Raw genomic sequence first — 22,946 nt, 5'->3', positions numbered from 1 at the left:
TGCGCCGAACGCGGGCTGCCCGGGGTCGAACGGGCGCCTTGGCTACCTTGACGCCCGATGCAGCCGGCCTGGGTGCTGCCGGATGGACCACCGAGGGCCACGGCGCGCCCACGCGCGCCGCAGCCCGGAACCGCCTTATTGCTTCGACAGTTGACCGTAGCCGATCACCGAGTTATCAGCCGCCTTGAACAGATAGACGATGGTTCGCTTGTACAACGTCGTGCTGCCAGAAACGGGCAGGAACGTGATTGCCGCATTCCCCGTATAGGTCGCGCCCGAATTCAAGGTGCAGGTGCTCGTCGTGCCCGTCACGGTCATCGTGTACAGATTCTTGCTCGAACCCGGCGTGGTCAATGCCAGGGTGCCCGTGACACCACAACCTTGAATCGTGCCGCTGAGGCCGCCGGCATTGTCGACCGTAATCGAAGTCGACGTTTGTGCCCACGTGCCCGCCACGCTCGACTGGGTGACTGCGAGCGCATTCGCCGGGTCGTACTTCAGCGCGAGATTCACGGTGCTGCCGTTGGCCGAATAGCTGCCCGTGAAAGTCTGGTTCGCGGCGATCGTGCCGCTTCCCAGGCTGGCGGTGTACCTGATGCTGCTGAACGTCTCGAAGCCGGTGGTCAAGGCCCAGTTCGACGCCGCGGTGGAGATCGTCCCGAAGAAGGTCCCCGTGACGAAGGAGAACAATCCGTTGAGGTAGGAAAAGTTGCCGGCCGGGTCCAGGAAGGCCGTCATGTTGGTTGAGACCGATTGCGTCCAGATCCCTTCGGAACCGTTGCCGGTGGCAGCCGTTGAGCCGGCTTGCGGGGACGTCAGGCTCGGCAGGGCCTCACCGGTCAGGACCGGTGCCGGCGTGGACGCAGCCGCGGGTGCGCTGGCCGCGGCCGGTGCGCTCGCGGTGGCCGGTGTGCTGGCCGATTGGTGGGTCGGCGTGCTGCTGTCGCCGCCGCCCCCGCCGCCACACGCAGCCAGCGTCAATGAACCCAGCATTGAAACGAGTAGAAGTGATTTTGATTTCATTTTCATTTTATTAGTTCAGAGTGCGGACTCTCAATGCCGCAAAATGATTGGTTGGATCTCGATTTACCCTGCGCAAAATCGCGCCATCTTGTATACGGCAGCAAAAGAAAAGTCTTTAACATTTACTGAAGAATTGCTTGCCGATAATGCAGGCTTGACGAAAAGCATTTTTTGCGATTCACACCGGTATTGGCACGAGGTCTATTATTCGCAACGCATAGCACTCATTCGCCTCAAATGCGAATATGTGTATGAATATCAATGATCTGGAACCGGTGAATGACTGGCAATGGCCGGCGCACCATGCCGGGGCACGGGAAAGAGTCGAAACGAAACGGGCGCGCTGGTAAAGTGCCCCTGATCCCGTTGCTTCCCTAACGCATTCACTCATCTCGTGACGCCGCAATGCCGCTCAAGCAAAGTCCTGGAGGCGTCCGCGCCTCGCTCGTGCACCGCGCGCCGTCTCGTCCGGCCATCCCGGCCGTCGGTGCTCTCAGCCTTTCTTTACAGGGGTGCGCACAGCGCGGTGCGCCGTCGTATGAAATCTTTGGCGCTTATTTCCCGCTCTGGTTATTGAGCGCGGTAGTCGGGTTCATCGGCGCAGTCATCGCGCATCGGATCTTCGTCTCCACGGGATGGGTGCGGATCGTCCCGTATCAGCTCTCCGTCTGCATGGCAATCGGCCTGACGGTCGCCGTGCTCTTCTGGCTTTCGGGAACAGGACAGCTCCTATGAAAATCGCAGGCAAGCGCCAGGCCTCCGTCAAAGGCCGCGTGATCGCGGGCGTGATCGTCGTACTCGGGGTCGCGGTAGCCTGGTATGGCTATGACCGGACCAACCGGTTCCCATCGACCGATGACGCAACGATCGACGCCGACGTCGTCCACGTCGCGTCGCCGGTCGGCGGCCGGATCATCCGGCTGCCGGTGCAGGAGAACCAGCGGGTCGCAAAGGGCGACGTGCTGTTCGAGATCGATCCCGTGCCTTATCGGCTTGCGCTCGCGCAAGCCGAGGCCGATCTCGAAGTGGCTCGCGCCGCGCTCGAAACACGGCGCAGGTCGCTGGTCGGCGAGCGCGCCAATGCGGTCATTGCCGGCGACCAGACCGGCAAGGCGGCACACAACTACGAACTGGCCTCACGCACCGTGCAGCGGCTCACGCCGCTCGTGGCGAAGGGCTATGTGCCGGTCCAGCAACTGGATCAGGCGCAGGTCGCGCAGCACGACGCGGCGTTGTCGCTCAAGCAGGCCAATGAGCAGAAGCAGGCCACTGCGCAGACGATCGGCGACGAGGCGGGTGCCGTCGCCACCGTGCATGCGCGCGAGGCCGCTGTCGCGCTCGCGCAGCGCGGCCTCGACGACACCGTCGTGCGCGCGTCGCAGAATGGCTTCGTCACGGGGCTGTCGGTGCTGGCGGGCGAAACGATCGCGCCGCATCAGTCGATCTTCACGCTCGTCCACGCGGACGAATGGTTCGCTGTCGCCAACTTCCGGGAAGGCGCGCTCGCGCGAATCCAGCCGGGCGACTGTGCGACCGTCTACTCGATGATCGACCGCAGCCAGGCGATTCGCGGCGAGGTGGTCGGCATCAGCGCGGGCGTGGCCGATTCGGACCGGATCAACCTGCCGCGCACCTTGCCGATCGTGCAGCAATCCGTGAACTGGGTGCGGGTCGCCCAGCGCTTCCCCGTGCGGGTGCGGCTCGACGAACCGGCTGCCCGGCTGGTGCGGATCGGTGCAAGTGCGATAGTCGAGGTCCGGCATGGCGCAGCCTGCCGGTGATCTCGCCCGACCGGGCCCCGCCGATATCCTGAAGCTGCTCGCGCCCTATCCAGGGCGCGCGGCAATGGCGGCCCGCATCGCGCTGATCTGCGCGTTGACGGCGTTTGTGACGAGCGCATACGGCACGCCTGAAGCCGCGATCTCCGCCTATGTCGTGTTCTTTCTGAACCGGCCCGACCGCGTCCTGAGCGTGGTGCTGAGTTCGGCCCTGCTCGTGCTCGTCACGCTGATCATCGCGCTCGTGATGGTCGTGGCCATGTTCGCGCTCGACGATCCCATGTGGCGGGTCGCGTGCATCGCGGTTCTATCGTTCGGTCTCCTGTTCGTGACCTCGGCGAGCAAGCTGCGGCCGGTGGGCGCGATCATCGCGATGATCGTCGGCTTTGCACTCGACGAACTCGGCAGCGTCCCGTTCGGCGAAGTGGCGACCCGCGCCCTGCTCTACGCATGGCTGATGGTCGCGATCCCGATCGGCGTTTCGATCGGCGTCAACCTGTTGATCGCACCGTCGCCGCGCCAGCTCGCCGGCCGCGAACTGGCGAAGCGTTTGCGGCTCGCGGCGCAGAGCCTCGCCGAACCCGAAGCGGCTGCCGCCGCGCTTGGCGCGTGCCTGCGCGAGGGCGATGCGGAGATCGGCACGTGGCTCAAGCTTTCGGTCGTCGACGGGTCGTCGGCGCGTACCGATGTCGCGCCGCTGAGGCAAGCGGTGTCGTCGACGCTGACGATCCTGGTCGCGGCCGATCTGGCGGCGCGCGAACCATCGGCGCGGCTGCCCGCAGCGTTCGCCGCGCCGATTGCCGAAACGCTCGGGAACATGGCCCGAATGCTCGAGACAGGCGGCTATCCGGTCGACATCGAACTCAGCCTGCCTCGCGCAATCGATCTGACGCCGCTGGCAAAGATCGTCGCCGAGGACATGCACGATGCGATCACCCGCTTCGCCGTGGCCGAAACGCAAACCGATGGAGCAAGTGAAAGCAAGGTCGAAACCGAAGCGCAACCTCAAGCTCAAGGCGAAGTCAAAACCACGCCGCCACCCGCGGGCAAGCGCGGCGGGTTCTTCCTTCCGGATGCATTTAGCAATCCCGATCACATCCGCTACGCGCTGAAAACCACGGTAGCGGCAATGTTCTGCTATCTGCTTTATTCGCAGATCAACTGGCCGGGCATCCATACCTGCTTCATCACGGTTTACATGGTGTCGCTCGGCACCACTGCCGAAACCGTCGAGAAGATGACGCTGCGGATCGCCGGGTGTCTCGTGGGCGCCGTCCTGGGCATCGCGGCAATCGTGTTCGTGACGCCGGTGCTGACCTCCGTCGCCGGCTTGATGACGCTTGTGCTGATCGGTGCATGGCTGTCGGCGTGGGTCGCTTTCGGTTCGCCACGCATCGCGTATGCCGGCTTCCAGATCGCCCTGGTGTTCTTCATGTGCATATTGCAGGGCGCGGCGCCTGGCTACGATCTGACGCTCGCGCGCGATCGCACGATCGGGATCCTGATCGGCAACGTGGTGGTCTATCTGGTTTTCACGCGCGTGTGGCCGGTCACTGTGGCCGCGCGTGTCGACTCGGGGCTCGCCGCGCTGCGGCAGCAATGGGCGCGGCTGGCGGCGCTGCCTGATGCCGTGGCGCGCCGGGCACTCGCCGCGAGCGCCATGACTCAACGCGGCGCGCTGGAACAGGACATCGCGCTGATGCACTACGAGCCGTCCTGGGTCCGCCCTGACGCACAGTGGATCGCCGCACGCCGCAGCGCGCTGGCGAGGCTCGATGCGCTCGAAGGCCCCATGTTCCTGCTCGCCGAGCGTCGACCGGGCGATGCCGCGATTGAAGGCTGGCTCAAGCAGGTCGTGGATGAGCCTGATCTATCGCCAGGCGAAAGCGGTGTTGCTGAGGCGGCTTTGCCGCCCGCGCAGGACCCGGCTTTACCCGTCGCCCCCCATGCCGCTTTGCCGCAAACAACAGTCGGCGACGACACACGCACCGCCTTGCACCATCTCGGCGACTCACGCCTCACTCAACTCGAACACGCTGCGTTGAACGACGCAGCGAAGGGACTCGCCACTCATGCGCCGGCATAACCCTTCATTCGCACTGGCGATCCTGGCCGCAGCGGGTTTGGCCGGCTGCGCCACGTCATCGCTGGACATGGCGCCTGACAGCCCCGATCGACCGTGGCAACCGCAAACGGACGCGGCGGGCGCCATTGTGCCGGGACCTGCGGCCGTTGCGGGTTCAGCTAGCGCAGCCAGTCCGGTTAGCCCGGCTGCTTCGGCTGCTTCGGCTGCTTCGGCTTCATCGCTCAACGCCGCTCACGCCGCCAACGCCGCTCGCGGCTATCAACTTCCCGCGAACCCCGCGCTCGCCGCCGTGCCGCCTCCGCCCGCACTCGACCAGGCGCACGCCTACGACCTGCCCGAACTGATCGATCTCGCGGAATCGGCGAATCCGTTGACCCGCATCGCGTGGAACGACGCGCGCAATGTGGCGCTCGCGGCCGGCATTGCGAAGAGCGCGTACCTTCCACGACTGTCGGTTGCGGCGATGGGGCAATACGCCGGTCTTCATAATTCGGAGACGTCCGTGCTCGGCGATTCGTCGTCGACTGCAAGCGGGCACGGCATGACGTCAGTGGTCGCGCTGCAATGGCTGCTGTTCGATTTCGGCGGACGCGCCGCGCGTGTCGAAGCGGCGTCGCAAGCATCGGTGGTGGCGAACATCGGTTTCACCGCGGTCCACCAACAGGTCATTTTCGACGTCAGCGTCGCGTTCTACACGTACCAGGCCGCGCGCGCCCGCATCGTCACGACACAGCAAGGGCTCGGCAATGCCGAAGCGATTCTGGCCGCGGCGCAGTCGCGCTACAAGCACGGTATCGGCACGGTCATCGAAGTGGCGCAGGCCAACCAGAACCGCGCGCAAGCGAAGCTCGCGCTGGTCCAGGCCCAGGGCGCCGAAAGCAACAGCTATCTCGCGCTGATTGCCGCGATGGGGATTTCCCCGCTGTCCAAACCCAGGATCGCGGAGATGCCGGCGCACACGCTCCCCGCCATGACGAACGATTCGATCGACCAGATCGTATCGAGCGCAATCGCGAGGCGGCCGGATGTGTTGAGCGCCTATGCGGCAGAGCGAGTCAATCTTGCGAAAGTAAAAGCGGCCGAATCGGAATTCATGCCGAAGATATTCCTCGCGGCAAACGGTGCATATAACACCGGTAGTTCATCGATTTCAGCGGTTCCCGCGATCGGTCAACAACTGCCGACCGTGAATCTGAGCGGCGGCCGCTACGGCGGCAGCGTGATCGTCGGCGTGACGATTCCGCTGTATGACGGCGGCCTGCGATCGGCGGTGCTCGCGCAGGCGCGCAACGACGCCGACAGCGCGTCGACGCGTCTTACTCGAAGCCGCGAAGAAGCGGTCCGGCAAATCGTCGCTGCGCAGAATACGCTGCAGACGAGCCTTGCCGCGCAGGCAGCGGCGAAAGAACTGCTCGCCGCAGCCCAAACGACTTATGACGCCGCGTTCGACGCCTATCGGCAAGGCGTCGGCTCGATCACCGACGCGCTGCTCGCGCAGAATCAATTGCTGGCGGCGAAGAACGCGGACGCGGATAGTTACAGCAGTGCATTGGCTGCGGCAGCCGCGCTCGCGCTGGCGACCGGATCGATCGAGTCGATTCCGATGCGGGATAATGGCTGAGTCGCGTGGCGCATGAAAGGATGAAGAAAGCATGAGCTTTTCAGCGGTGGTTGTCGTACTGCTATGTGCGTGTTGCTGGATCGCGGTAATCATTGCGAAGACCGGGCTCATGCGTGAAAAACGCGGCGCACAAGATCAACGCCGGGATCAACAGCAAGATCAGCGAGGTCTGCAGATACTGCGAGAGGCACTCGATAAACACAAACATGACGTGCCCGACGTACGGAACGTGCGCGAAGTCCGGGACGTCAGAGCGGTAAGCCTTCTGAAAAATCTGCAGACACGCAAAAACAGGCGCGAGTAAGTACCTCGGCCCGACACCCGCAGCGCGTGGCTGCATCGATAGCCGTTCCCCGGCGGTGCACGTTTTTTGCTTCTCGATGGTACCTGTCGCAAAGCGTCACGAGCGCGACGGCCAGGCGGGAACCCGACCCGCCGCGTGCGGGCATCTGCCCGGGCGACCCGCTGCGGAGGCGCTATGCGAGCAACCCACGACACGGTACACACGGTACGTATTGCAATTCTTGCCGCAATGATTTCACTGCTTGCCGCATGTGGCGGGCACGGAGGCAGTTCCAGTAGCGGCAGCAGCACGAGCACGCCGCCGGGCGGTGTCAGCCTGCAAGTGGTCTCATTCGGCGACAGCCTGTCGGACGTCGGCACTTATGCGCCGATTGCCAGCGTGGTAGGCGGGGGGCGTTTCACGACCAATCCGGGGCAAGTGTGGGATCAGGACGTCGCGCAGTACTACGGCGGCTCATTGAGCGCCGCGTTTACGATCGACCTCGGCCATCAGTTGAGTGCGCAAGGCGGTTTCGGCTACGCAGAGGGCGGCTCCACCGTGGCAACGCCCGCAAATCAGTACGACTTTCTTTCCGACGTGATCGGCAATGTCGAAATGCCGGTCACCCAGCAGGTGTCGAGTTATCTGAGCGCGCACGGGAGCTTCAACGCCAATCAGCTAGTGCTGGTCTGGGCCGGTGCAAACGACGTGCTGCGCGCCGGTTCGCTGTCGGCTGCAACGCCGATCGTGCAAACGGCGGCATCCACCCTCGCGCAGCTTGTCGGGCAGATCGTTCAGAACGGCGCCACGCACGTGGTCGTGGTCAACGTGCCGAATATCGGCTTGTCGCCCAAAGGCATCAGCTCGCCCGACGGCGGGGCCAATCTGACGCAGGTATCGCAACTTTTCAATGAGGACCTGAATGCTGCCTTGCAGACCAACGGCCTGCAAGGCAAGGTCATCCAGGTCGACGCTTACACGTGGGTCAACCAGATCATCGCGAACTATCAGGCCAACGGCTTCACCGTGACAAACACCGCGCAAGCCTGCGATCCCGCCAAAACGCCAGATGACACGGCGTTGCTGTGTTCACCGGCCACCTACGTGACGCCCAATGCCGACCAGACCTATATGTTCGCCGACGACCTGCATCCGACGACGCATCTGCATGCGCTGTTCGCTCAGTACGTCGAACAGCAGATCGCCCAGAGCGGATTGGGACACTGAGCGATCATCAAGGACAGCAGAATGACCTGGCTGACCTTGTGTGTGCGCGGCGCTATTTCAGGCTGCCAGAGAGAAACTGCCCCAACCGTTCGCTTTTCGGATTGACGAGGATGTCTTGCGGATCACCTTCCTCTTCAATCTTGCCCTTGTGCAGAAAGACCACGTGATTCGATACGTTGCGGGCAAAGCCCATTTCGTGCGTGACCACGATCATCGTGCGCCCTTCTTCAGCCAGCGCCTGCATGACTTTCAATACTTCGCCGACCAGTTCCGGGTCGAGCGCCGAAGTGGGTTCGTCAAACAGCATGACTTCAGGTTCCATGGCCAATGCGCGTGCAATGGCCACCCGCTGCTGCTGACCACCCGACAAATGGGACGGATACTTGTTCTCCATACTGGCCGTGAGTCCCACTTTGGTCAGGTACTTGCGGGCACGCGTCTGCGCTTCGGCCCGGCTCAAACCCAACACGCTGACCGGTGCCTCGATAATGTTTTCGAGCACGGTCATGTGCGCCCACAAGTTGAAGTGCTGAAACACCATCGATAGCTTCGCGCGCATTTTCTGCAGTTGCTTGCGATCGCTCACCTGCAATGCGCCCTTTCTATCCCGGCTCGTCTGAATCTCCTCCGCGTCGACGGTGATGCGTCCGGAGCAAGGTTGCTCAAGAAAATTTATGCACCGCAGGAAGGTGCTTTTCCCCGAGCCGCTCGACCCGATGATACTGATGACGTCACCGGCCTTTGCCTTGAGCGACACACCCTTCAGCACCTCGTTGTCACCAAACTTCTTGTGCAGATCGTCGACAATCAGCTTATACATGCTCAATACACTCCATCTTGACTGCGGGTAGCCGGGTTCAATGCCCTTGAGGCTTCAGAAACGCCAGCATGCGTATTTCCATCCGGCGAAACGCCCAGACCAGCGTAAACACAATGGCGGCATACAGCAGGGCAGCAATGCCGTAGGCCTGGAAGGAAGCGTAGGTTGCCGAGTTGACGTCGCGCGTCACTTTCAGAATGTCGGGTACCGTGGCGGTGAAAGCGAGCGTTGTTGCGTGCAGCATCAGGATGACTTCATTGCTGTAGTTGGGCAGCGCCCGCCGTAATGCGGACGGCAGGACGATACGCGTATAGAGCTTGAATTTCGACATGCCGAAAGCCTGGGCGGCCTCGATCTCGCCGTACGACGTCGCTTTGATCGCGCCGGCAAATATCTCCGTGGCGTACGCGCACTCGTTCAACGTAAACGCGAGCAAGGTGCAATTCATCGCGCTACGGAAGAAGCTGTCGAGCAATGCGTGCGAGTGCACGACCTGGAGGCTGTAGAGGCCCGTATAGCAGAGCAGCAACTGGACATAGAGCGGCGTGCCGCGGAACACATAGGTATAGAGCCAGACCGGTCCGGAGATGAAGCGGTTACGCGACGAGCGCGCAACGGCAAGCGGAACGGCAAGACAGAAACCCAGTCCGATCGACGCGACGAGCAGCCACAAGGTGACGACAAGACCGCTGTAGTGATAGCCGTCGCTGTACAGATAGTTTTGCCAATATTGCCTGACGAGTTCAATCACAGCGCGGCCCTCCGTACGCCCATCGAATAGCGTTTTTCCAGCCAGATCAATACGAGGTTCGACACGGTTGTGATCGCGAGATAGATCGCGCCCGCCGTCAAGGTGAAAAAGAAGAACTGCAGCGTGCTCTTGCCCGCGTCCTGAGACGCCTTGACGACATCAGAGAGGCCGATGATCGAAACCAGCGCCGTGGCCTTGACCAGCACCTGCCAGTTGTTGCCGATACCCGGCAGCGCGAAACGCATCATCTGCGGGAACATGATCCGGCTGAAGACTCGCCATGAACTCATGCCGTAGGCAAAACCTGCTTCCAGTTGCCCGCGAGGCACCGCGAGAAAAGCGCCGCGAAACGTCTCGGTGAAGTAAGCCCCGTAGATAAAGCCGAGCGTGATCACGCCGGCAACGAACGGGTCGATATCGATCTGATCGATACCGAGTGAGTCGGTCAGATTATTGAGCAGGATCTGAATGCCGTAGAACAGCAGCAGCATCAGTACGAGGTCAGGAACCGAGCGGATCAGCGTCGTATAGGTCACGCCGATGCGCGACAGTATCCGATTGGGCGACAATTTCGCCGCCGCGCCACCCAGGCCCAGCAAAAACGAAGCGGCCAGCGACAGCATGGCCAGCTTGATCGTTTCCCACATGCCCGCAAGAAGAAGCGGGCCATACCCGTGAAATGACATGCTTAGGTATCCTTGATGGCGAAGCGTTTGGTCGCGCAGCATGGTTGCCGCGCATGGCCGGTTTCGCGAGCTTGAGCAGACGACGCCGCTCGGCCGCGCAGCCGCGCGGCTGCGCAACGAGCAGGTCGTGTCGATCCGCGAGAAAAGCGCTGAGCTACCGCTCAGCCGCCATAGACGTCGAAGTCGAAGTACTTCTTCTCGAGCTTCTTGTAGGTGCCGTCCTTGATGATGTCGGCGATGGCCTGGTCAACCTTCGCCTTCAGATCGGCGTCTTCCTTGCGCATGCCGATGCCCGCGCCATTACCCAGGACCTTTTCGTCGACGATATCCTTGCCGGCGAACGCAAAGCCTGCGCCGCGCGGGGTCTTCAGGAAGCCGATTTCAGCTTCCACTGCATCTTGCAGCGATGCGTCGAGGCGCCCCGAGAGCAGGTCGGTATAAACCTGATCCTGGTTCTGGTACGGCACAACCTTCGCGCCCTTCGGCTCCCAGTAGGTCTTCGCGTAGGTTTCCTGGATCGTGCCCTGTTCGACGCCGATCGTCTTGCCGGCCATCGATTGCGGCGTAGGCAGCAGCGGCGAGCCCGCCTTCGCAACGAGGCGCGTGGGCGTGTTGAACAGTTTCGAGGAGAAGGCAACCTGTTCCGCGCGTTGCGGCGTCATGGACATCGACGACAGCACGCCGTCGAACTTCTTCGCTTTCAGCGCCGGAATCATGCCGTCGAAGTCGTTTTCGACCCACACGCACTTGGCCTTCAAACGCGCACAGATTTCGTTGCCGAGATCGACGTCAAAACCGACCAGCTTGCCGTCCGGGCCCTTGGACTCAAACGGCGGGTAGCTGGCGTCCACGCCGAAGCGCACGGTCGACCAGTCTTTTGCATACGCACCGGTTGCTACGGCGGCAAGCGCGAGGCACAGGACAAACTTCTTCATAAACTCTCCAGAGACGGACTTCGAGGCGCTGAACGGTACAAGGGGCGGACTGCCCCTAACCCGTGGGTTCTGCCCGGCAATGTTGTATAGACAGGAGCGTTTTGGTTAGCGTCCGTCTGTATCGCCAGATGTTGTATAGACATCATAGTAGCGAGTCGTCTTTCAACATCGCAACTAGGGTTTGCGCGCATGATCCCTGATTTATGCTCGAATTTACGGGAGTTTACAAATACATTCAGCAAGTTTGGCGTGCACTATTCCTGCGTAAATTGTCCTTGTTGTATAGACATATCAGCTTTTCCGGTGTCAAATCAAGCTGTCTAGACAGGATCATGCCGGAACTCAGTTGAACGCGACATAAGCCGCCACGAGGATCATGCAAACGCCGAACACCCATCCCTGGATCCGCAGCGCACGTGCCGATCGAAACCGGCGGAGAATCAGCTGGCCCCCGGCTATCCACGGGAAGTGGCAAGCCACGCACACGAAAAGAAACCCGGCCGTGAGCTGGAAAACCTGTGTCGGGAGCGATTGCCCCGCATCGAGAAACTGCGAAAACATCACCAGAATCATCGAGTGAATCTTGGGGTTGAGGAGCACGGACAGGAATCCGTCTCCAGCACGCAGTCGCACCTCGTCCGCTTCGCCGCTGCTCGATGCTGGAGCCGACGAACGGAAAAATCCCCAGGCAAGGTAGAGCAGATAGACGGTGCCGGCCCATTTGAGCAGCATCTGGATTTCAGGGTGGCCATGCAACGCCTTGCCCAGACCCATTCCGTAGACAACGCACAGCGCCAGATTCGCCAATTCGAAACCGGCCCAGAACGGGATCGAACCGCTTACGCCGTAGCGGCCGCCGGCGGTCGCAAGAACCGTGTTGCCGGGCCCGGGGCTCACAACCATGGGTACGGTGTAACCAAAAAACAGAATCCAGATGTTCCATGAAATCATGAAGAAACCTTGTGTCGGCAAAGAGTCGGGGGCAGCGCGTCCGCCCAGGGCGTGTGTGATTAGAAGCGACTTCCTCCCGGGTCACAAACGGGTTATCTTCATGCTCTCGATAAGATGAAGTAATCGACCAATCCATGCGACGCTTGCCCCCGCTCGGCGCGCTGCGGGCCTTCGAGGCCGCGGCGAAGCACCTGAGCTTTACCCGTGCCGCCGCTGAGCTTTGCGTGACACAAGCCGCCATCAGTCATCAAATCCGTCAGCTCGAGGAATGGCTGGGCGTGCGCCTTTTCGAGCGTCGAGGACATGCGCTCAAGCTCACTGCAAAGGGCGAAGCCTATCTGCCGGAACTGACAGGCGCGCTCGATCGCATCGCGGCGGCAACGGTGCGCCTCATGGAGCCTGATGAGCGGCCTCTGCGCATTACCGTTCTGCCGTCGTTCGCTTCGCGATGGCTGGTGCCGCGTCTGGAAGCGTTTCGCGCCTTGCATCCGGAAATCGACGTGCGCCTCGATAGTTCGGCGGACGTCTGGCCGTTTGCCACCGAGCGCTTCGATCTTGGCATTCGCTCAGGACTCGGGAAATGGACAGGCCTGAAGGCCGATCTGATCGCGCGGGAAACACTGAGCCCGGTCTGTAGTCCGAAACTCGCCGACGGGCCGCCCGCCATCCGGATTCCGGACGACCTGCGCCACGTTCGCTTGCTGCACGACACGCCGAGGCAGGGATGGCAACGCTGGTGTGATGAGGCCGGGGTGGAAGGGCTCGACATGGAGACAGGCGCTTCGTTTAACGACGCCAGCCTCGCATTGCAAGCCGCAGTAGATGGACAGGGGGTTGCGCTCGGGCGACTCATGCTCGCTCAGGACGAGCTTCATAGCGGCCGTCTGGTACAGCCTTTCGACATCGTGCTACCCAACGACTACAGTTACTGGCTCGTCTATCCGCCGGCCGCAATGAACCGCCCTAACGCCGCGGCATTCCGTACGTGGCTGCTGTCAGAGGCATGAGGAGAATGATGTCATGGAGCGCACTGAATTCCTTGCCGCCATCCGGCAGTTGGCAGCCGCCGCGGAGCTTCTAGCCAGGGCCGGACCGCAAAGTCTGCAGTCCGATGCTTTCCAGATGCTCGCGTTCTTTCGTCAATACGAGCATGCGGGTCCCGGTTCGAATGCGCCGGCAACATCCGACGACGCCCTGTTCGCGCGCACGGGTCACGCCGCCCTCACCATGGCGGGACGCAATGAGTTTGCCGCGTCGCATGCGCTTCTCGGACAGGCTCAGGCGCTTTTGTCCGTTGCGTAGGAGCCCTTCTCATTGGCGTTGTGCGTCAAACCGAAAGAGGCGCTCCGGTAGGCGCCCTCTCCTGCTCAGAGCATGCGCCGCAAGACATCGTTACGCGCGATCAACTGGTGCTTGATGACCGCGAGCACGTGCAGCGCGACCAGGCCGGCCAGCAGAGCGCAACTTGCGCGATGTATGGTGAACAGTTCGTCGGTCAGCGCGCCTTTAGGAAAGGGCGTGTGAATCTCGATCAGGCCGAAGAACGAATAACCGTTCGGGACCATCAGGAAGCCGCTCGCCAGCACCGCAAAGATAGTTAGGTAGATCAGATTGTGGATGCCGCTTGCCAGTAACCGTTGCCACCCGGGCATGCCGGAGATTGCGCGAGGTTCGGCCCGGACGAACTTCCACACCACCCGCAGCGGAAAGAGCACGATCAGCACCGTGGCGATCGACATGTTCAGCCGCGAGAGGAAATCGTGGACGGGTCCACCGGCAATGTGGGCCAACGCGTAGCCCGCGACACTCGCATAGATGATGACGGCGGCGAACACCCAATGGAAAAATCGCGTCAGGCCGTCGTAGCGATGGTCGGCTCGCGCGCGCTTCGGCTGGTATGTGCCGTGCCCGTCAAGCAGACCGTTCTGCGGCGCCACGGCGCGCGGTTCGCCTGGTTGACCGCAGCCCTGTGTTGCTTCTCGCGGCATCCAGTTCACAGACATGTTCAGGTCCAAAGTCCAAAGTCGTCAGGCCGTTTCGAAACGCCGGTGCACGTTCCGCGCATGGTTTGTTGCCCGGCGGACGCTATCCATATTCAGTGCCGCCCGGGTCGCCCACTTCCGGGCAGCAGCGCATCCTACCTATCGTGCATACGCGCGTCAATAAAAACGCAAATGACAATCATCCGCATTTACAAAACCATTCACATGGCTTTCGCCGGGCTTGCGCCGAGGCCCGGTGACCTGGTATCGGGTCATCCGGGCCTTGCGTGCGGACGCCTATGCAGCGGCCGGATCGCTGATCAGATCGCTGCCGTTTTCGAGCCGTCCGGCAAAGCGCCGCAAGAATGCGTGTTGCACGTCGACCGTGACACTGAAGTCGTACCAGTTCCCGCTCGATGCAACCGGCCAGTTCGTCTCCGCCGTCGCGCCCGCTGCAACCGTGAAGGTCCAGGGGCCGTCGGTGCGATACGCGTTCGACACCACCGTGAACGTACATGGCCCGGCGCCGCTATTCATCAGCGTCAGATAGACGGCGCTGTTGGCGACGTCGTAGCAGACGCGAATTTCCGGATTGGCGGCCGTGGTGCCGACCGTGGCCGCCACGTCGCCCGCGAATAGCCGCAAGAAACCATTCGCGCCGCGCAGCGCGAGGCCATACTGCGTGCCGGTCAACGCCGAGCCGCTCCACGAGTCCGTCAGTTGCATACCCCCATCGACCGCATAGCGGCGTGGCGGATTCGCCGGGGTCGCAACGTCGTATGCCGAGAATGCCGCACCTTGCGCGCCGCCGTTCGCGACGATCAACCACAGCGCCGCTGTCGACGGATCGACGCGCGCGCTCGCATGGAACTCGTACGGCAAGGCCTTCGAGGGACGCGTGCCCGGCTCCTGTTTCGGCATCGACTGAGTAGACGGAATCGTGGGTGCGGGCAAGGTGCTGCATTGCAGATTTGCCGCGGCAACATAGCCGCTGGTATCCGGCAGCGACGGCCAGCCGCTGTCGGGATTGCCGAAGTTGAACGCCGCGGTCAGGTCGCCGCATATCGCGCGACGCCATGTGCTGATGTTCGGGCAATGCACGCCAAAACGCTTCTCGATGAATTGAATCACCGAGGTGTGATCGAACACCTGCGAACACACGTAACCACCTTTGCTCCATGGCGAAATCACCGTCATCGGCACGCGAAAACCGAGGCCGATCGGCTGGCCGCCGTAGACTTCGCCGGTGGTGGTCATGGTGGTCTTGCCTTCGCTTGCGGAGCCGGGCGGGGTGGGCGGCGGATCGTGATCGAAGAAACCACCCTGTTCGTCGTAGTTCAGCAGGAACACCGTTTTCGACCAGACGTCGGGCGTCGCGACAAGTCCCGCGAGCAGACGCGCGGTCAGATCCTCGCCGTATGAGGGCCGATAGTTCGCGTGCTCAGACAGCGCGGCCGGCGCAATGATCCACGAGACTTGCGGCAACGTGCCTGCGGCGACGTCGGCGGCGAATGCCTGCGCGATGTCGGGGACAGTCGCGAGGCCTTTCTTGTAGAGGTTGCTGCCAACCGGCGCGGTCTTGAAGCTCTGAAACCACGCGAGCGCGTTGTCGTCGAAGTTGTCGGTCTGTTGATAGACCTTCCAGCTGATGTTCGCGGCTTCGAGCGTCTCGGCAAAAGTCGGCCAGCTGAAACCTGGCGTTGGTTCGGTGTTATCGAGCGTCGGTGATTGCCCCACTGACAAACCGTTGCTGCCGCTGAACAGATGCAAGCGGTTCGGGTTGGTCTGCGTGAACACGGAGCAATGGTATTGGTCGCAGATCGTGAACGCGTCGGCAAGCGAATAGTAGAAGTTCAGATCGGTGCGCGTGAAGTAGCTCATGCCGAGCCCGGGCGCGCGTGCCGTGTTCCATGCGTTGTAGAGACCGTGATTCCACATCGCGATGTCGACCGGATAACTCATTGCCGGCGCGTCGGCGCACATTGCGCTGGTGGTCGTCGAGTCCATATGGAACGGCAAAATATAGCCGTCCGGATTGCTGGGGTACGGCTGTTTCCACACCGCGTTGCCGTTGGGCAGGGTGATCGCCATCCGGTCGTTGAAACCCCGCACGCCGCGCAGCGTGCCGTAGTAATGATCGAACGCGCGGTTTTCCTGCATGAAGACGACGATGTGCTGGATGTCGTTGATCGTGCCGGTGGTGTTGTTGGCGGGTGTCGCCAGCGCGTCGCGGATCAGCGCGGGCATCATCGACGCAGCCGCCGATGCACCGACCGACCCGGCCGCGAGACGCAAGAACTGACGTCTTTGATTCGAAATTTTCATCAGGTCACCTTGGAGAAATCGGAGCGCGCGCAACACGCCAACGAGCTATGAGCAGGTGTTGCGCGCGGGGTGTTCATCGGGTGCTTGGGGTTGTCCTCTTTGCGCACGTCATGGCGCGCAATGCAGCGTCGACTTCGCCACCGCGGGCGTCGACGCCCCCGTATCGGGCTGACTCGCCGCCGGCGGGGCCGATGCGTTGCTCTTCGGGCCGTCACTTGTGCCGCCGCCGCACGCGCCGAGCAGCAACGCCAGCGCGGCCGCGCCGCAGCACTTGATAAGGGCGGAGCGATCCACCCGTGATTGATATCGGTTCATCGAATCTCCTCGTTCAAGGCAGCAGGGACGCGAGCGAGCGCTTCGACGCGAACAGCGAGAGCACCTGCTGCTGCGTGATCACCTTGTTCCACATCGCGAGGTCGTTGTAGGCCATCGTGCCGAGCACGCCGTTGCCGCGCGAGTAGTAGTTGCCGCGCGCATCTTCGTTCAGACCGATGGTCGAATAGATGCCCGCGATCTTCGCCACGTTCATCCCGGCGAGACTCAGCGTGCCGCTCTGCAAACCGTAGGTGGGATCGTCGACGTAGGCCGTCGCGGTGAGCGCGGCCGTATCGAAGGTGATGGCCACATACACCCACGTGTTCTTCGTGAATGCGATCGACAGGTCCGCACGCTTGGCTCCGTCGCCGACGTTGAACTTGAACGTGCCATTGCTCTCCTGCGCGATGACGAAGCCCGGATTCAGGCCGGAATTCCAGTCCTTGTTGCCGAGCGCGGGCGAATCGTTCTGCAGGTCGTTCGAGTTGAACCAGAAGCCGATCGAGAATTGCGCTTGAGTGCTGACGTCGTCGGCGAGCTTCATGCCGTTCAGCGCATTGGCCGCGCTGTTCAGCGACGAGACTTGCATCGCCTTACCGCTGAAGTTGTCGGCAATCAGCGATTCAGTCGTGGCCGATGCCGGATCGAACTGTTGCAGCGAAACGCTAGGCGTGATCGCATCGGCAAGACCCGTGTCGAACGAGAAGAAGTGAATCAGGCCGCTGGCGAGCGTGCTGTCGAGCAGCACCGGCTGCACGTAGCTGATCTGCGCGAGCGACGAAACCGCCGCGCCGCCCGCAACGAGCGTGTAGTTGAACGTGTAGATGCCGTTCGCCGTTTTGCCGAGCTGGCTGTCGACGTAAGACGTGGCGTTGCCAGGCAAGGTCGCGATCAGCGTGCCGTCGCGATACAACTGGTACTGCGCGGGCGCCGTGGCCGGCGCGACCCATGACAGGGCGAGGCTCGCCTGATCGGCGCCCGGCGTCGAGGCAAGTGAGCGCGGTGCGCTGCCGCCGAGCAAGGTGGTGCCGTCGATGGCGTAGGTGGCCAGACTCGGCTGGATCGCGAACCAGCCGAGCACAGTCGGCGTCACGTCGGCCTGGGTCGCGCCGGTTGCGAGTTGCGCGAGGGTCGGCGCGGCAGCGATGGCGCCAGGCGCGGTGGTCGTGCCCGCCACGGTCAGCGGCTGATTCGAGGCAATGAAAGCGGTTTCGTTCGAGAGCAGCGGCAGGCCGCTTTCCGTGCCGGTCGCGTCGAGCCCCTGGTCGGTCGTGACCATCACCAGCCACTTTTCGTTGACGCCAGACTGGGTTTGCCGCGCCGCAATGGCCGCAAGCAACTGGCCGACTTTCTGGTCGGCGCTCGCGAGTGCGTTCGGATAGTCGCTTTGCAAGCCGGATGTAGCGGCAACCGTAGCCGGTCCGCTCAGGTTCGCGAACACGAGATCCGCACTGCCGGTGCTGATCGACTTGGTGGCGGCGTCGACCACGCAACTATCGACGCCCGCGCAATCCACCGCGGCGTCGATGTATCCCGCGGAAATCGCCGGAGACAGCAGCGCGTTCAACGTGCTCCAGCTATCGAAGGTGGCCGTCTTCCAGTTGCCCGCCTGCTTGATGCGCTTGAACAGCGTGTCCGTCTGGATCGCCTGGCCCGCGTAGTCGTTGCGCACGCCGTGGCGGTTGGTCCACGTGCCGGTCAGCACGGTGGCCCAGCCGGGACCCGCGAGCGTGGCCTGCTGGGTGGTCGTGCCGCTCACGCCACCTGCGAGCGCTGGCACGATGGCAAGCCGGGCAAGATTCGGCGCCTTCTGTTGGGTAATCGCCTGCTGTAACGCCGTGTACTGCACCCCTGAAATGCCGATCACCAGGGCCTTCTGGCTGACGGCCACGGCCGGCGTGCCCGGGCCAGCGGGTTGCGCGACGGTCTGCGCGGATGAACTCCCCACGCCGCCGCCACATCCTGCCAACCCGAGAGAACACGCTAATGCCGTTAGGACGGCAATCGTACTGCCCCACCTGCGTTGTTTTTGGTTCGTCATCCGTCGCTCCCAGACAGAGCTGACGGGGCATGATGTCATGCCGGACGTCAGCGGGTGATTGAGGAGCCACGAACTTTACGCAGAGATTATTGCAATGTAATGCCACATTTAACAACAAAACAACAACTTTCTTACGTGTTGTTAGCTGACATATAGCTGTCAAATCGAAGTGAGACGCGCGCGCGTCCGAGGAGCGGGACGAAGCCGCGCCGGACGTGATCGAATCGTATGGACGGTCCGGTTGAGTGGGTTAGGTGGGTTAAGCCGCCAATGCTCGCACCACGAGCGCGGTGTCCCAATAGAACGGGTTGAGTTCGAGAATCTTCCCGCTCCGGATGACGAAGTGCTGAAGAAGCGGCCAGTCCACTGCAACACCACTGCGTTTCGCGACGGCATGAATGTGCGACCGGCTAAAGATGTTCTCGCCGATCGTGTAGAAAGTCGGGGCGATCACGTCAAGACTCGACCATTGCTGGCCAAAAACCTTCATCCATGCTTCGAAGCCCGCGTGCCCGCGCCAGATCCCGCCATACGGAAGCGACGCAGGTTGGCGAATCACGCACTCGGAGTCGAGTGTCTTCGCAATCGGCGAGAAATCTTCGCCATTGGACGCGAGATACTGCGTTTCGGCTTCGTAAAACGCCATCAAAGTCGCCAATGCATCAGGTTCGACGTCAGTCATTTTTCATCACTCTATTAGCATTACTACATAAATTATCGACAAGACCGGAAGACGGATATTTCACGCCGCTTCTCGCGCTATATCTCCCTGTTCCGTTCGTTGAAGGCTTTTTTCTTCGCCCTGTTGCCACAACCGGCACCCACCATCGAACACCAACGCCTGTTCGCGGTGCGACTTGTGTCGAGAAACAACATCCTGCATGCGGGCTCCTCACATGCCTTCAGGCGTGTGTCAGGTTGTGAGGCAAGCAACTCGATTGCATCCCGGGCAATGGTGGAAAAAACGCACGCATAGCCGTCAACGGGCACCTTTCGCAACGTCACGGCATCGTTTTCGATTTGCAATCCAACCGGCGCTGCGGCCGCCAGATCGTTCAATACATGTAGATCGCGCTTGCGAGGCGGCAGCCCCTCAAGCATTCCCTCGAAAATCAGGAGCAGTACGCGTCGCAGCGCCTTGATCCGGGCGAGATCATCGTCCGTAGCAGGTACAGGCGAGTCCAGCAGCCCGGCTTCAACGGTCCAATTCTCAAGATCCTCCGCGGTATTGAGCCGCTCGATATCTCTATGGCCGCGCTCCCCCAGCGTCGAGGCAAGATCAAGGCACAATCGGTCCGCGGTAAATCGAAAATTCAGATCGTCAGCATTTATCGACATCGGAGCCTCAGATTAAACGTGCCCGCCTGAACAGGGTCTGGCGCATAACCGCTCGTACACAGGACCGGGCGCGGCAGGCGCCAGCTGTCCCGACTGGTACGCGAGCACTCACGTCTCGCGATCCATCGCATTGGAACCATATTAGTAGGTTCCAAGTTTTCTGACAAGCTTTAAAGCACCAGGCCTGCCCCTCGGGAAAACCAGCCGATCGAGGCACACCGCCGGGCTGCAATTACATCGCGGACGCCACTTCCCGCAACGGCGAGTGACCGGATGGCGGCCGGCGCAATGCCCACGCATCGCTCGCGGCCACAATCGCACCTTGCAAGGCAGCACCATGACCGAAAGCGGCAATCGCCACGTCTGGCGGATAAGGCACAGCTCGCGCCAGCAGCGAGCGCATACCATCAGGAATGCCAGGAATACGCGCCATACCGCCGCCGATCACGATCCGCGAGGGATCCAGCATCAGCGTCAGATTGACGACGTGCCGCGCGAGGCTGCCGAAAGCGTCCTTGATCAGCGCTGCGACCTGGGGCATGGAATCCTGTAACGCGAACGCTTCGTGTGTGCTGACATGTCGTCCAAGCAGCGCGCTCACGCGATCGGCAATCGCGCGGCCGGAAACGAAGTTTTCCAGCGACGCGCCGCCATCGGCGAACAGCACGTCGTCCGCCGCGCCGCGCAACTGGTAGCCAATCTCGCCCGCCGCGCCATTCGCGCCGCGCAGCACTTTTCCATCGATCACCGCAGCGGCCGCCAACCCCGTTCCCAGGTTCAGATACAGACCGCAGTCGACGCCCGCAAGCGCACCACAGCGCGCCTCTGCCAGCGCCGCAGCCTTGACGTCGGTTTCGACCGTGACGCACTGGGCAGCAAAGCCTGCGCGCAGTACATCGTGGAGTGCGAGCCGGTCCCAACCGGGATTGTTCGGAGCAAGCCGGATGCCGTCGGGTTCGATAATGCCAGGGGTGACCGCGGCCACCGCCAGCAAGCGCCGCTGCGCGCCGCCAGACGTCTTCGCAATCAGCGTCCGAGCGGCTTCGAACATGCGCCTCATGACGATCTCCGCGCCCTGCTCCGCGAGCGTCGGAATTTCCGCTTCATGAAGGCGCTGTCCCGCCGGCGTCGTGGTCGCCATGGCGATCTTGGTGCCGCCGAAATCGATAGCCAGCAGGAATCCGTTTGCATCAGCGCCGGCGCGCTGAATTTCATCCAGGTCTTTAACGTGCATGTGTTTCGGTATTCGCTGTTGCAATACTCTCCGCCTGGCGTTCGAGAAACACCTCACGGATAGGCTTCGGGCCAAACGGCCATTGGCGCGCGACACGCGCCCAGATCAGGAACGCGATCAGCCCGAGGACGAGCCAGCCCGTCGACATCAGTTGGGATTGACGGTCGGTCGCATAGAAAACGTAAAGCCAGCCAAGCAGTGCGACCAGGCTCGGCACCGGATAGAGCCACTGCCGATACGGTCGATGCAAGGTCGGCTGACGGCGGCGCAGCACGGTCAAGGCGGCGATCTGCGCCACCGACTGCAGCAGCACCGCGACGGCGACCAGCATGTTGATCACCGAGGTCAGATCAAAAAACGTGCCGGCCGCGGTAACCACACCCATCACAAGCAACGCGACGTGCGGGAAGTTGTGCTTCGGATGCAGCTTGCCGAATGCCGCAAGAAACACGCCGTCGCGGGCCGCATAAAAAGGCACGCGCGATCCACCGAGCAATCCTGCAAAGACCGACGCGAGCGCCGCCACCAGGATCAGCACGGTGACAACCGCCGCCGCTGAATGCCCCCAATTGCGCGACACGACGAGCGACGCGACCGAAGTCGATTTAGCCACCTCCTGCCATGGCACCGTGCCGATCACACCGATGTTCAACGCGAGGTAAAGGATCATCATGGCGATGATCGACACAATGATCGAGCGCGGCATGACGCGTCCGGGATTCTTCAGCTCGTCACCCATGTACGCCGTCGTGTTGTAGCCCGCGTAGTCGTAAATGGCGATGATCAGACCCGCACCGAGGCCCGTAAAGAACTTGCCGAGATCGCCCGCGTCGGGCGGCAGTGTCGTCGCAAGGTTCAGATGGAAGTTCGAGTATGCGGCCGCAATGGTGAGCCCGACCGCGAGCATCATGATGATCCACAGCACCGCGCTCAAGGCACGGATCGATTCGATCCGCCGATACAGCGCGAGGACCACCAGCGCGGTTGCGCCGACGCCGATCGCATGCGTTTGCCACGCCGAAAGCGTCGGCAGGAAGAACCCCAGGTACTGGACAAAGCCGATGATGCCCGTGCTCATGATGAGCGGAATGGACAACATCGCGGTCCAGACGAACAGAAAGGGCATCAGCTTGCCGGTGCGGTACTGGAAGGCTTCGCGCACGTAGAGATAGGTGCCGCCCGCGCCCGGCATCGCCGCGCCGAGTTCCGCCCAGACGAGGCCGTCCGCCATGGCCAGCACCGCACCGAGAATCCAGCCGATGACGGCAAGCGGCCCGTTCATCACGGCCACGATGGCCGGGATAGTCAGGAATGGGCCCACGCCGCAGATCTGAATCATGTTCACCGCGGTCGCCGAGAACAGGCCGACGGAACGACGGAAATGCGGCGCTTCGGTCGCCGGCCGCCCGGCCGCGTCAGCCGGTGCGATTGGGGACGGCTCGTGCCAGGCAGAATCGCTCATGTATGTCTCCTTGCGGCGCGTGCCGCGTTGATAGTCAGATGCTCCGGGGTCCATCTGTTTTTTTGCGAATGATAGGAAACTTTCTTTA

The 22,946-nt window shown here is 62.1% G+C and carries 22 protein-coding genes; 8 read left to right on the top strand and 14 right to left on the bottom strand.

Annotated elements, in window-relative coordinates; genetic code table 11:
• Nucleotides 1–135: 135 nt before the first annotated feature.
• Nucleotides 136–738, bottom strand: a complete 603-nt coding sequence (locus BCY88_RS27555; protein ID WP_259461533.1) for a hypothetical protein — start codon at nt 736–738, stop codon at nt 136–138.
• Here BCY88_RS27555 and BCY88_RS40470 point away from each other — a divergent pair.
• From BCY88_RS40470 to BCY88_RS27525, 6 genes are all read left to right on the top strand, one after another.
• Nucleotides 737–1,288, top strand: a complete 552-nt coding sequence (locus BCY88_RS40470) for a hypothetical protein (RefSeq protein WP_259461532.1) — start codon at nt 737–739, stop codon at nt 1,286–1,288. The genes BCY88_RS27555 and BCY88_RS40470 overlap by 2 nt on opposite strands.
• A gap of 140 nt (nt 1,289–1,428) precedes the next feature.
• Nucleotides 1,429–1,758 carry a hypothetical protein gene (locus BCY88_RS27550; protein ID WP_120347319.1) on the top strand — a complete coding sequence of 110 codons (330 nt, stop codon included), beginning with the start codon at nt 1,429–1,431 and terminating at the stop codon, nt 1,756–1,758.
• Nucleotides 1,755–2,804 (top strand): multidrug transporter subunit MdtN, encoded by a 1,050-nt coding sequence (mdtN, locus tag BCY88_RS27545; RefSeq protein WP_120347318.1) that lies wholly within the window; start codon nt 1,755–1,757, stop codon nt 2,802–2,804. The genes BCY88_RS27550 and mdtN overlap by 4 nt, the downstream gene beginning before the upstream one ends.
• Complete coding sequence (locus BCY88_RS27540; protein ID WP_120347317.1) at nt 2,785–4,887, top strand: FUSC family protein; 2,103 nt, start codon at nt 2,785–2,787, stop codon at nt 4,885–4,887. Before mdtN ends, BCY88_RS27540 begins: the two co-directional genes overlap by 20 nt.
• Nucleotides 4,874–6,508 (top strand): TolC family protein, encoded by a 1,635-nt coding sequence (locus BCY88_RS27535; RefSeq protein WP_120347316.1) that lies wholly within the window; start codon nt 4,874–4,876, stop codon nt 6,506–6,508. Before BCY88_RS27540 ends, BCY88_RS27535 begins: the two co-directional genes overlap by 14 nt.
• 532 nt (nt 6,509–7,040) lie before the next feature.
• Nucleotides 7,041–8,018, top strand: a complete 978-nt coding sequence (locus BCY88_RS27525; RefSeq protein WP_404935737.1) for an SGNH/GDSL hydrolase family protein — start codon at nt 7,041–7,043, stop codon at nt 8,016–8,018.
• Between the two features lie 52 nt (nt 8,019–8,070).
• Here the strand turns inward: BCY88_RS27525 and BCY88_RS27520 are convergent, their stop codons facing one another.
• The 5 genes from BCY88_RS27520 to BCY88_RS27500 form a co-directional block, all read right to left on the bottom strand.
• Nucleotides 8,071–8,838, bottom strand: a complete 768-nt coding sequence (locus BCY88_RS27520; protein WP_120347313.1) for an ABC transporter ATP-binding protein — start codon at nt 8,836–8,838, stop codon at nt 8,071–8,073.
• 37 nt (nt 8,839–8,875) lie between these two features.
• Nucleotides 8,876–9,589, bottom strand: coding sequence for an ABC transporter permease (locus tag BCY88_RS27515; RefSeq protein ID WP_120347312.1), 714 nt, complete (start codon nt 9,587–9,589; stop codon nt 8,876–8,878).
• Nucleotides 9,586–10,275 carry an ABC transporter permease gene (locus BCY88_RS27510; protein ID WP_120347311.1) on the bottom strand — a complete coding sequence of 230 codons (690 nt, stop codon included), beginning with the start codon at nt 10,273–10,275 and terminating at the stop codon, nt 9,586–9,588. Before BCY88_RS27510 ends, BCY88_RS27515 begins: the two co-directional genes overlap by 4 nt.
• 161 nt (nt 10,276–10,436) lie before the next feature.
• Nucleotides 10,437–11,210 (bottom strand): ABC transporter substrate-binding protein, encoded by a 774-nt coding sequence (locus tag BCY88_RS27505; RefSeq protein WP_120347310.1) that lies wholly within the window; start codon nt 11,208–11,210, stop codon nt 10,437–10,439.
• 342 nt (nt 11,211–11,552) lie between these two features.
• Nucleotides 11,553–12,161 carry a LysE family translocator gene (locus tag BCY88_RS27500; protein WP_120347309.1) on the bottom strand — a complete coding sequence of 203 codons (609 nt, stop codon included), beginning with the start codon at nt 12,159–12,161 and terminating at the stop codon, nt 11,553–11,555.
• A gap of 134 nt (nt 12,162–12,295) precedes the next feature.
• Here BCY88_RS27500 and BCY88_RS27495 point away from each other — a divergent pair, with 134 nt between their 5' ends.
• Nucleotides 12,296–13,168: a transcriptional regulator GcvA gene (locus BCY88_RS27495; protein ID WP_120347308.1), complete on the top strand. Its 873-nt coding sequence runs from the start codon at nt 12,296–12,298 to the stop codon at nt 13,166–13,168.
• A gap of 13 nt (nt 13,169–13,181) precedes the next feature.
• Nucleotides 13,182–13,463, top strand: a complete 282-nt coding sequence (locus BCY88_RS27490; protein ID WP_259461531.1) for a hypothetical protein — start codon at nt 13,182–13,184, stop codon at nt 13,461–13,463.
• Nucleotides 13,464–13,528: 65 nt separating this feature from the next.
• Here BCY88_RS27490 and BCY88_RS27485 read toward each other — a convergent pair whose 3' ends face one another.
• From BCY88_RS27485 to BCY88_RS27450, 8 genes are all read right to left on the bottom strand, one after another.
• On the bottom strand, nt 13,529–14,164 hold the full coding sequence (locus tag BCY88_RS27485) for a cytochrome b (protein ID WP_259461530.1): 636 nt from the start codon (nt 14,162–14,164) through the stop codon (nt 13,529–13,531).
• A 276-nt stretch (nt 14,165–14,440) separates the two neighbouring features.
• Nucleotides 14,441–16,468 (bottom strand): phosphocholine-specific phospholipase C, encoded by a 2,028-nt coding sequence (locus BCY88_RS27480; protein ID WP_120347307.1) that lies wholly within the window; start codon nt 16,466–16,468, stop codon nt 14,441–14,443.
• 108 nt (nt 16,469–16,576) lie between these two features.
• Entirely contained in the window at nt 16,577–16,783 is a 207-nt protein-coding gene (locus BCY88_RS27475; RefSeq protein ID WP_120347306.1) for a hypothetical protein, read from the bottom strand.
• Nucleotides 16,784–16,796: 13 nt separating this feature from the next.
• Nucleotides 16,797–18,731, bottom strand: coding sequence for a LamG-like jellyroll fold domain-containing protein (locus BCY88_RS27470; protein ID WP_183081468.1), 1,935 nt, complete (start codon nt 18,729–18,731; stop codon nt 16,797–16,799).
• A 352-nt stretch (nt 18,732–19,083) separates the two neighbouring features.
• Nucleotides 19,084–19,506 carry a nuclear transport factor 2 family protein gene (locus tag BCY88_RS27465; protein WP_120347304.1) on the bottom strand — a complete coding sequence of 141 codons (423 nt, stop codon included), beginning with the start codon at nt 19,504–19,506 and terminating at the stop codon, nt 19,084–19,086.
• Between the two features lie 77 nt (nt 19,507–19,583).
• Nucleotides 19,584–20,162, bottom strand: a complete 579-nt coding sequence (locus BCY88_RS27460; protein WP_120347303.1) for a CGNR zinc finger domain-containing protein — start codon at nt 20,160–20,162, stop codon at nt 19,584–19,586.
• 232 nt (nt 20,163–20,394) lie between these two features.
• Nucleotides 20,395–21,396 (bottom strand): ROK family protein, encoded by a 1,002-nt coding sequence (locus BCY88_RS27455; RefSeq protein WP_120347302.1) that lies wholly within the window; start codon nt 21,394–21,396, stop codon nt 20,395–20,397.
• The gene (locus BCY88_RS27450; protein WP_120347301.1) at nt 21,386–22,858 is read right to left on the bottom strand and encodes an APC family permease; all 1,473 of its coding nucleotides are present in this window, start codon (nt 22,856–22,858) and stop codon (nt 21,386–21,388) included. Before BCY88_RS27450 ends, BCY88_RS27455 begins: the two co-directional genes overlap by 11 nt.
• Nucleotides 22,859–22,946 lie beyond the last annotated feature (88 nt).

The organism is Paraburkholderia fungorum, assembly GCF_003610895.1.
In the GTDB taxonomy this organism is placed as follows: domain Bacteria; phylum Pseudomonadota; class Gammaproteobacteria; order Burkholderiales; family Burkholderiaceae; genus Paraburkholderia; species Paraburkholderia fungorum_B.
Note: the sequence above shows the minus strand (reverse complement) of the source record. Positions and strands in the feature narration are given on the sequence as shown.

Excerpts from the sequence above, each read along its gene's own strand:
- BCY88_RS27495 (WP_120347308.1), top strand. The coding sequence starts at position 12,296 with ATGCGACGCTTGCCCCCGCTCGGCGCGCTGCGGGCCTTCGAGGCCGCG.
- mdtN (WP_120347318.1), top strand. The coding sequence starts at position 1,755 with ATGAAAATCGCAGGCAAGCGCCAGGCCTCCGTCAAAGGCCGCGTGATC.
- BCY88_RS27500 (WP_120347309.1), bottom strand. The coding sequence starts at position 12,161 with ATGATTTCATGGAACATCTGGATTCTGTTTTTTGGTTACACCGTACCC.
- BCY88_RS27480 (WP_120347307.1), bottom strand. The coding sequence starts at position 16,468 with ATGAAAATTTCGAATCAAAGACGTCAGTTCTTGCGTCTCGCGGCCGGG.
- BCY88_RS27510 (WP_120347311.1), bottom strand. The coding sequence starts at position 10,275 with ATGTCATTTCACGGGTATGGCCCGCTTCTTCTTGCGGGCATGTGGGAA.
- BCY88_RS27460 (WP_120347303.1), bottom strand. The coding sequence starts at position 20,162 with ATGTCGATAAATGCTGACGATCTGAATTTTCGATTTACCGCGGACCGA.
- BCY88_RS27450 (WP_120347301.1), bottom strand. The coding sequence starts at position 22,858 with ATGAGCGATTCTGCCTGGCACGAGCCGTCCCCAATCGCACCGGCTGAC.
- BCY88_RS27555 (WP_259461533.1), bottom strand. The coding sequence starts at position 738 with ATGACGGCCTTCCTGGACCCGGCCGGCAACTTTTCCTACCTCAACGGA.
- BCY88_RS27525 (WP_404935737.1), top strand. The coding sequence starts at position 7,041 with ATGATTTCACTGCTTGCCGCATGTGGCGGGCACGGAGGCAGTTCCAGT.
- BCY88_RS27520 (WP_120347313.1), bottom strand. The coding sequence starts at position 8,838 with ATGTATAAGCTGATTGTCGACGATCTGCACAAGAAGTTTGGTGACAAC.
- BCY88_RS40470 (WP_259461532.1), top strand. The coding sequence starts at position 737 with ATGTTGGTTGAGACCGATTGCGTCCAGATCCCTTCGGAACCGTTGCCG.
- BCY88_RS27465 (WP_120347304.1), bottom strand. The coding sequence starts at position 19,506 with ATGACTGACGTCGAACCTGATGCATTGGCGACTTTGATGGCGTTTTAC.
- BCY88_RS27475 (WP_120347306.1), bottom strand. The coding sequence starts at position 16,783 with ATGAACCGATATCAATCACGGGTGGATCGCTCCGCCCTTATCAAGTGC.
- BCY88_RS27485 (WP_259461530.1), bottom strand. The coding sequence starts at position 14,164 with ATGTCTGTGAACTGGATGCCGCGAGAAGCAACACAGGGCTGCGGTCAA.
- BCY88_RS27540 (WP_120347317.1), top strand. The coding sequence starts at position 2,785 with ATGGCGCAGCCTGCCGGTGATCTCGCCCGACCGGGCCCCGCCGATATC.
- BCY88_RS27490 (WP_259461531.1), top strand. The coding sequence starts at position 13,182 with ATGGAGCGCACTGAATTCCTTGCCGCCATCCGGCAGTTGGCAGCCGCC.
- BCY88_RS27550 (WP_120347319.1), top strand. The coding sequence starts at position 1,429 with ATGCCGCTCAAGCAAAGTCCTGGAGGCGTCCGCGCCTCGCTCGTGCAC.
- BCY88_RS27455 (WP_120347302.1), bottom strand. The coding sequence starts at position 21,396 with ATGCACGTTAAAGACCTGGATGAAATTCAGCGCGCCGGCGCTGATGCA.
- BCY88_RS27505 (WP_120347310.1), bottom strand. The coding sequence starts at position 11,210 with ATGAAGAAGTTTGTCCTGTGCCTCGCGCTTGCCGCCGTAGCAACCGGT.
- BCY88_RS27535 (WP_120347316.1), top strand. The coding sequence starts at position 4,874 with ATGCGCCGGCATAACCCTTCATTCGCACTGGCGATCCTGGCCGCAGCG.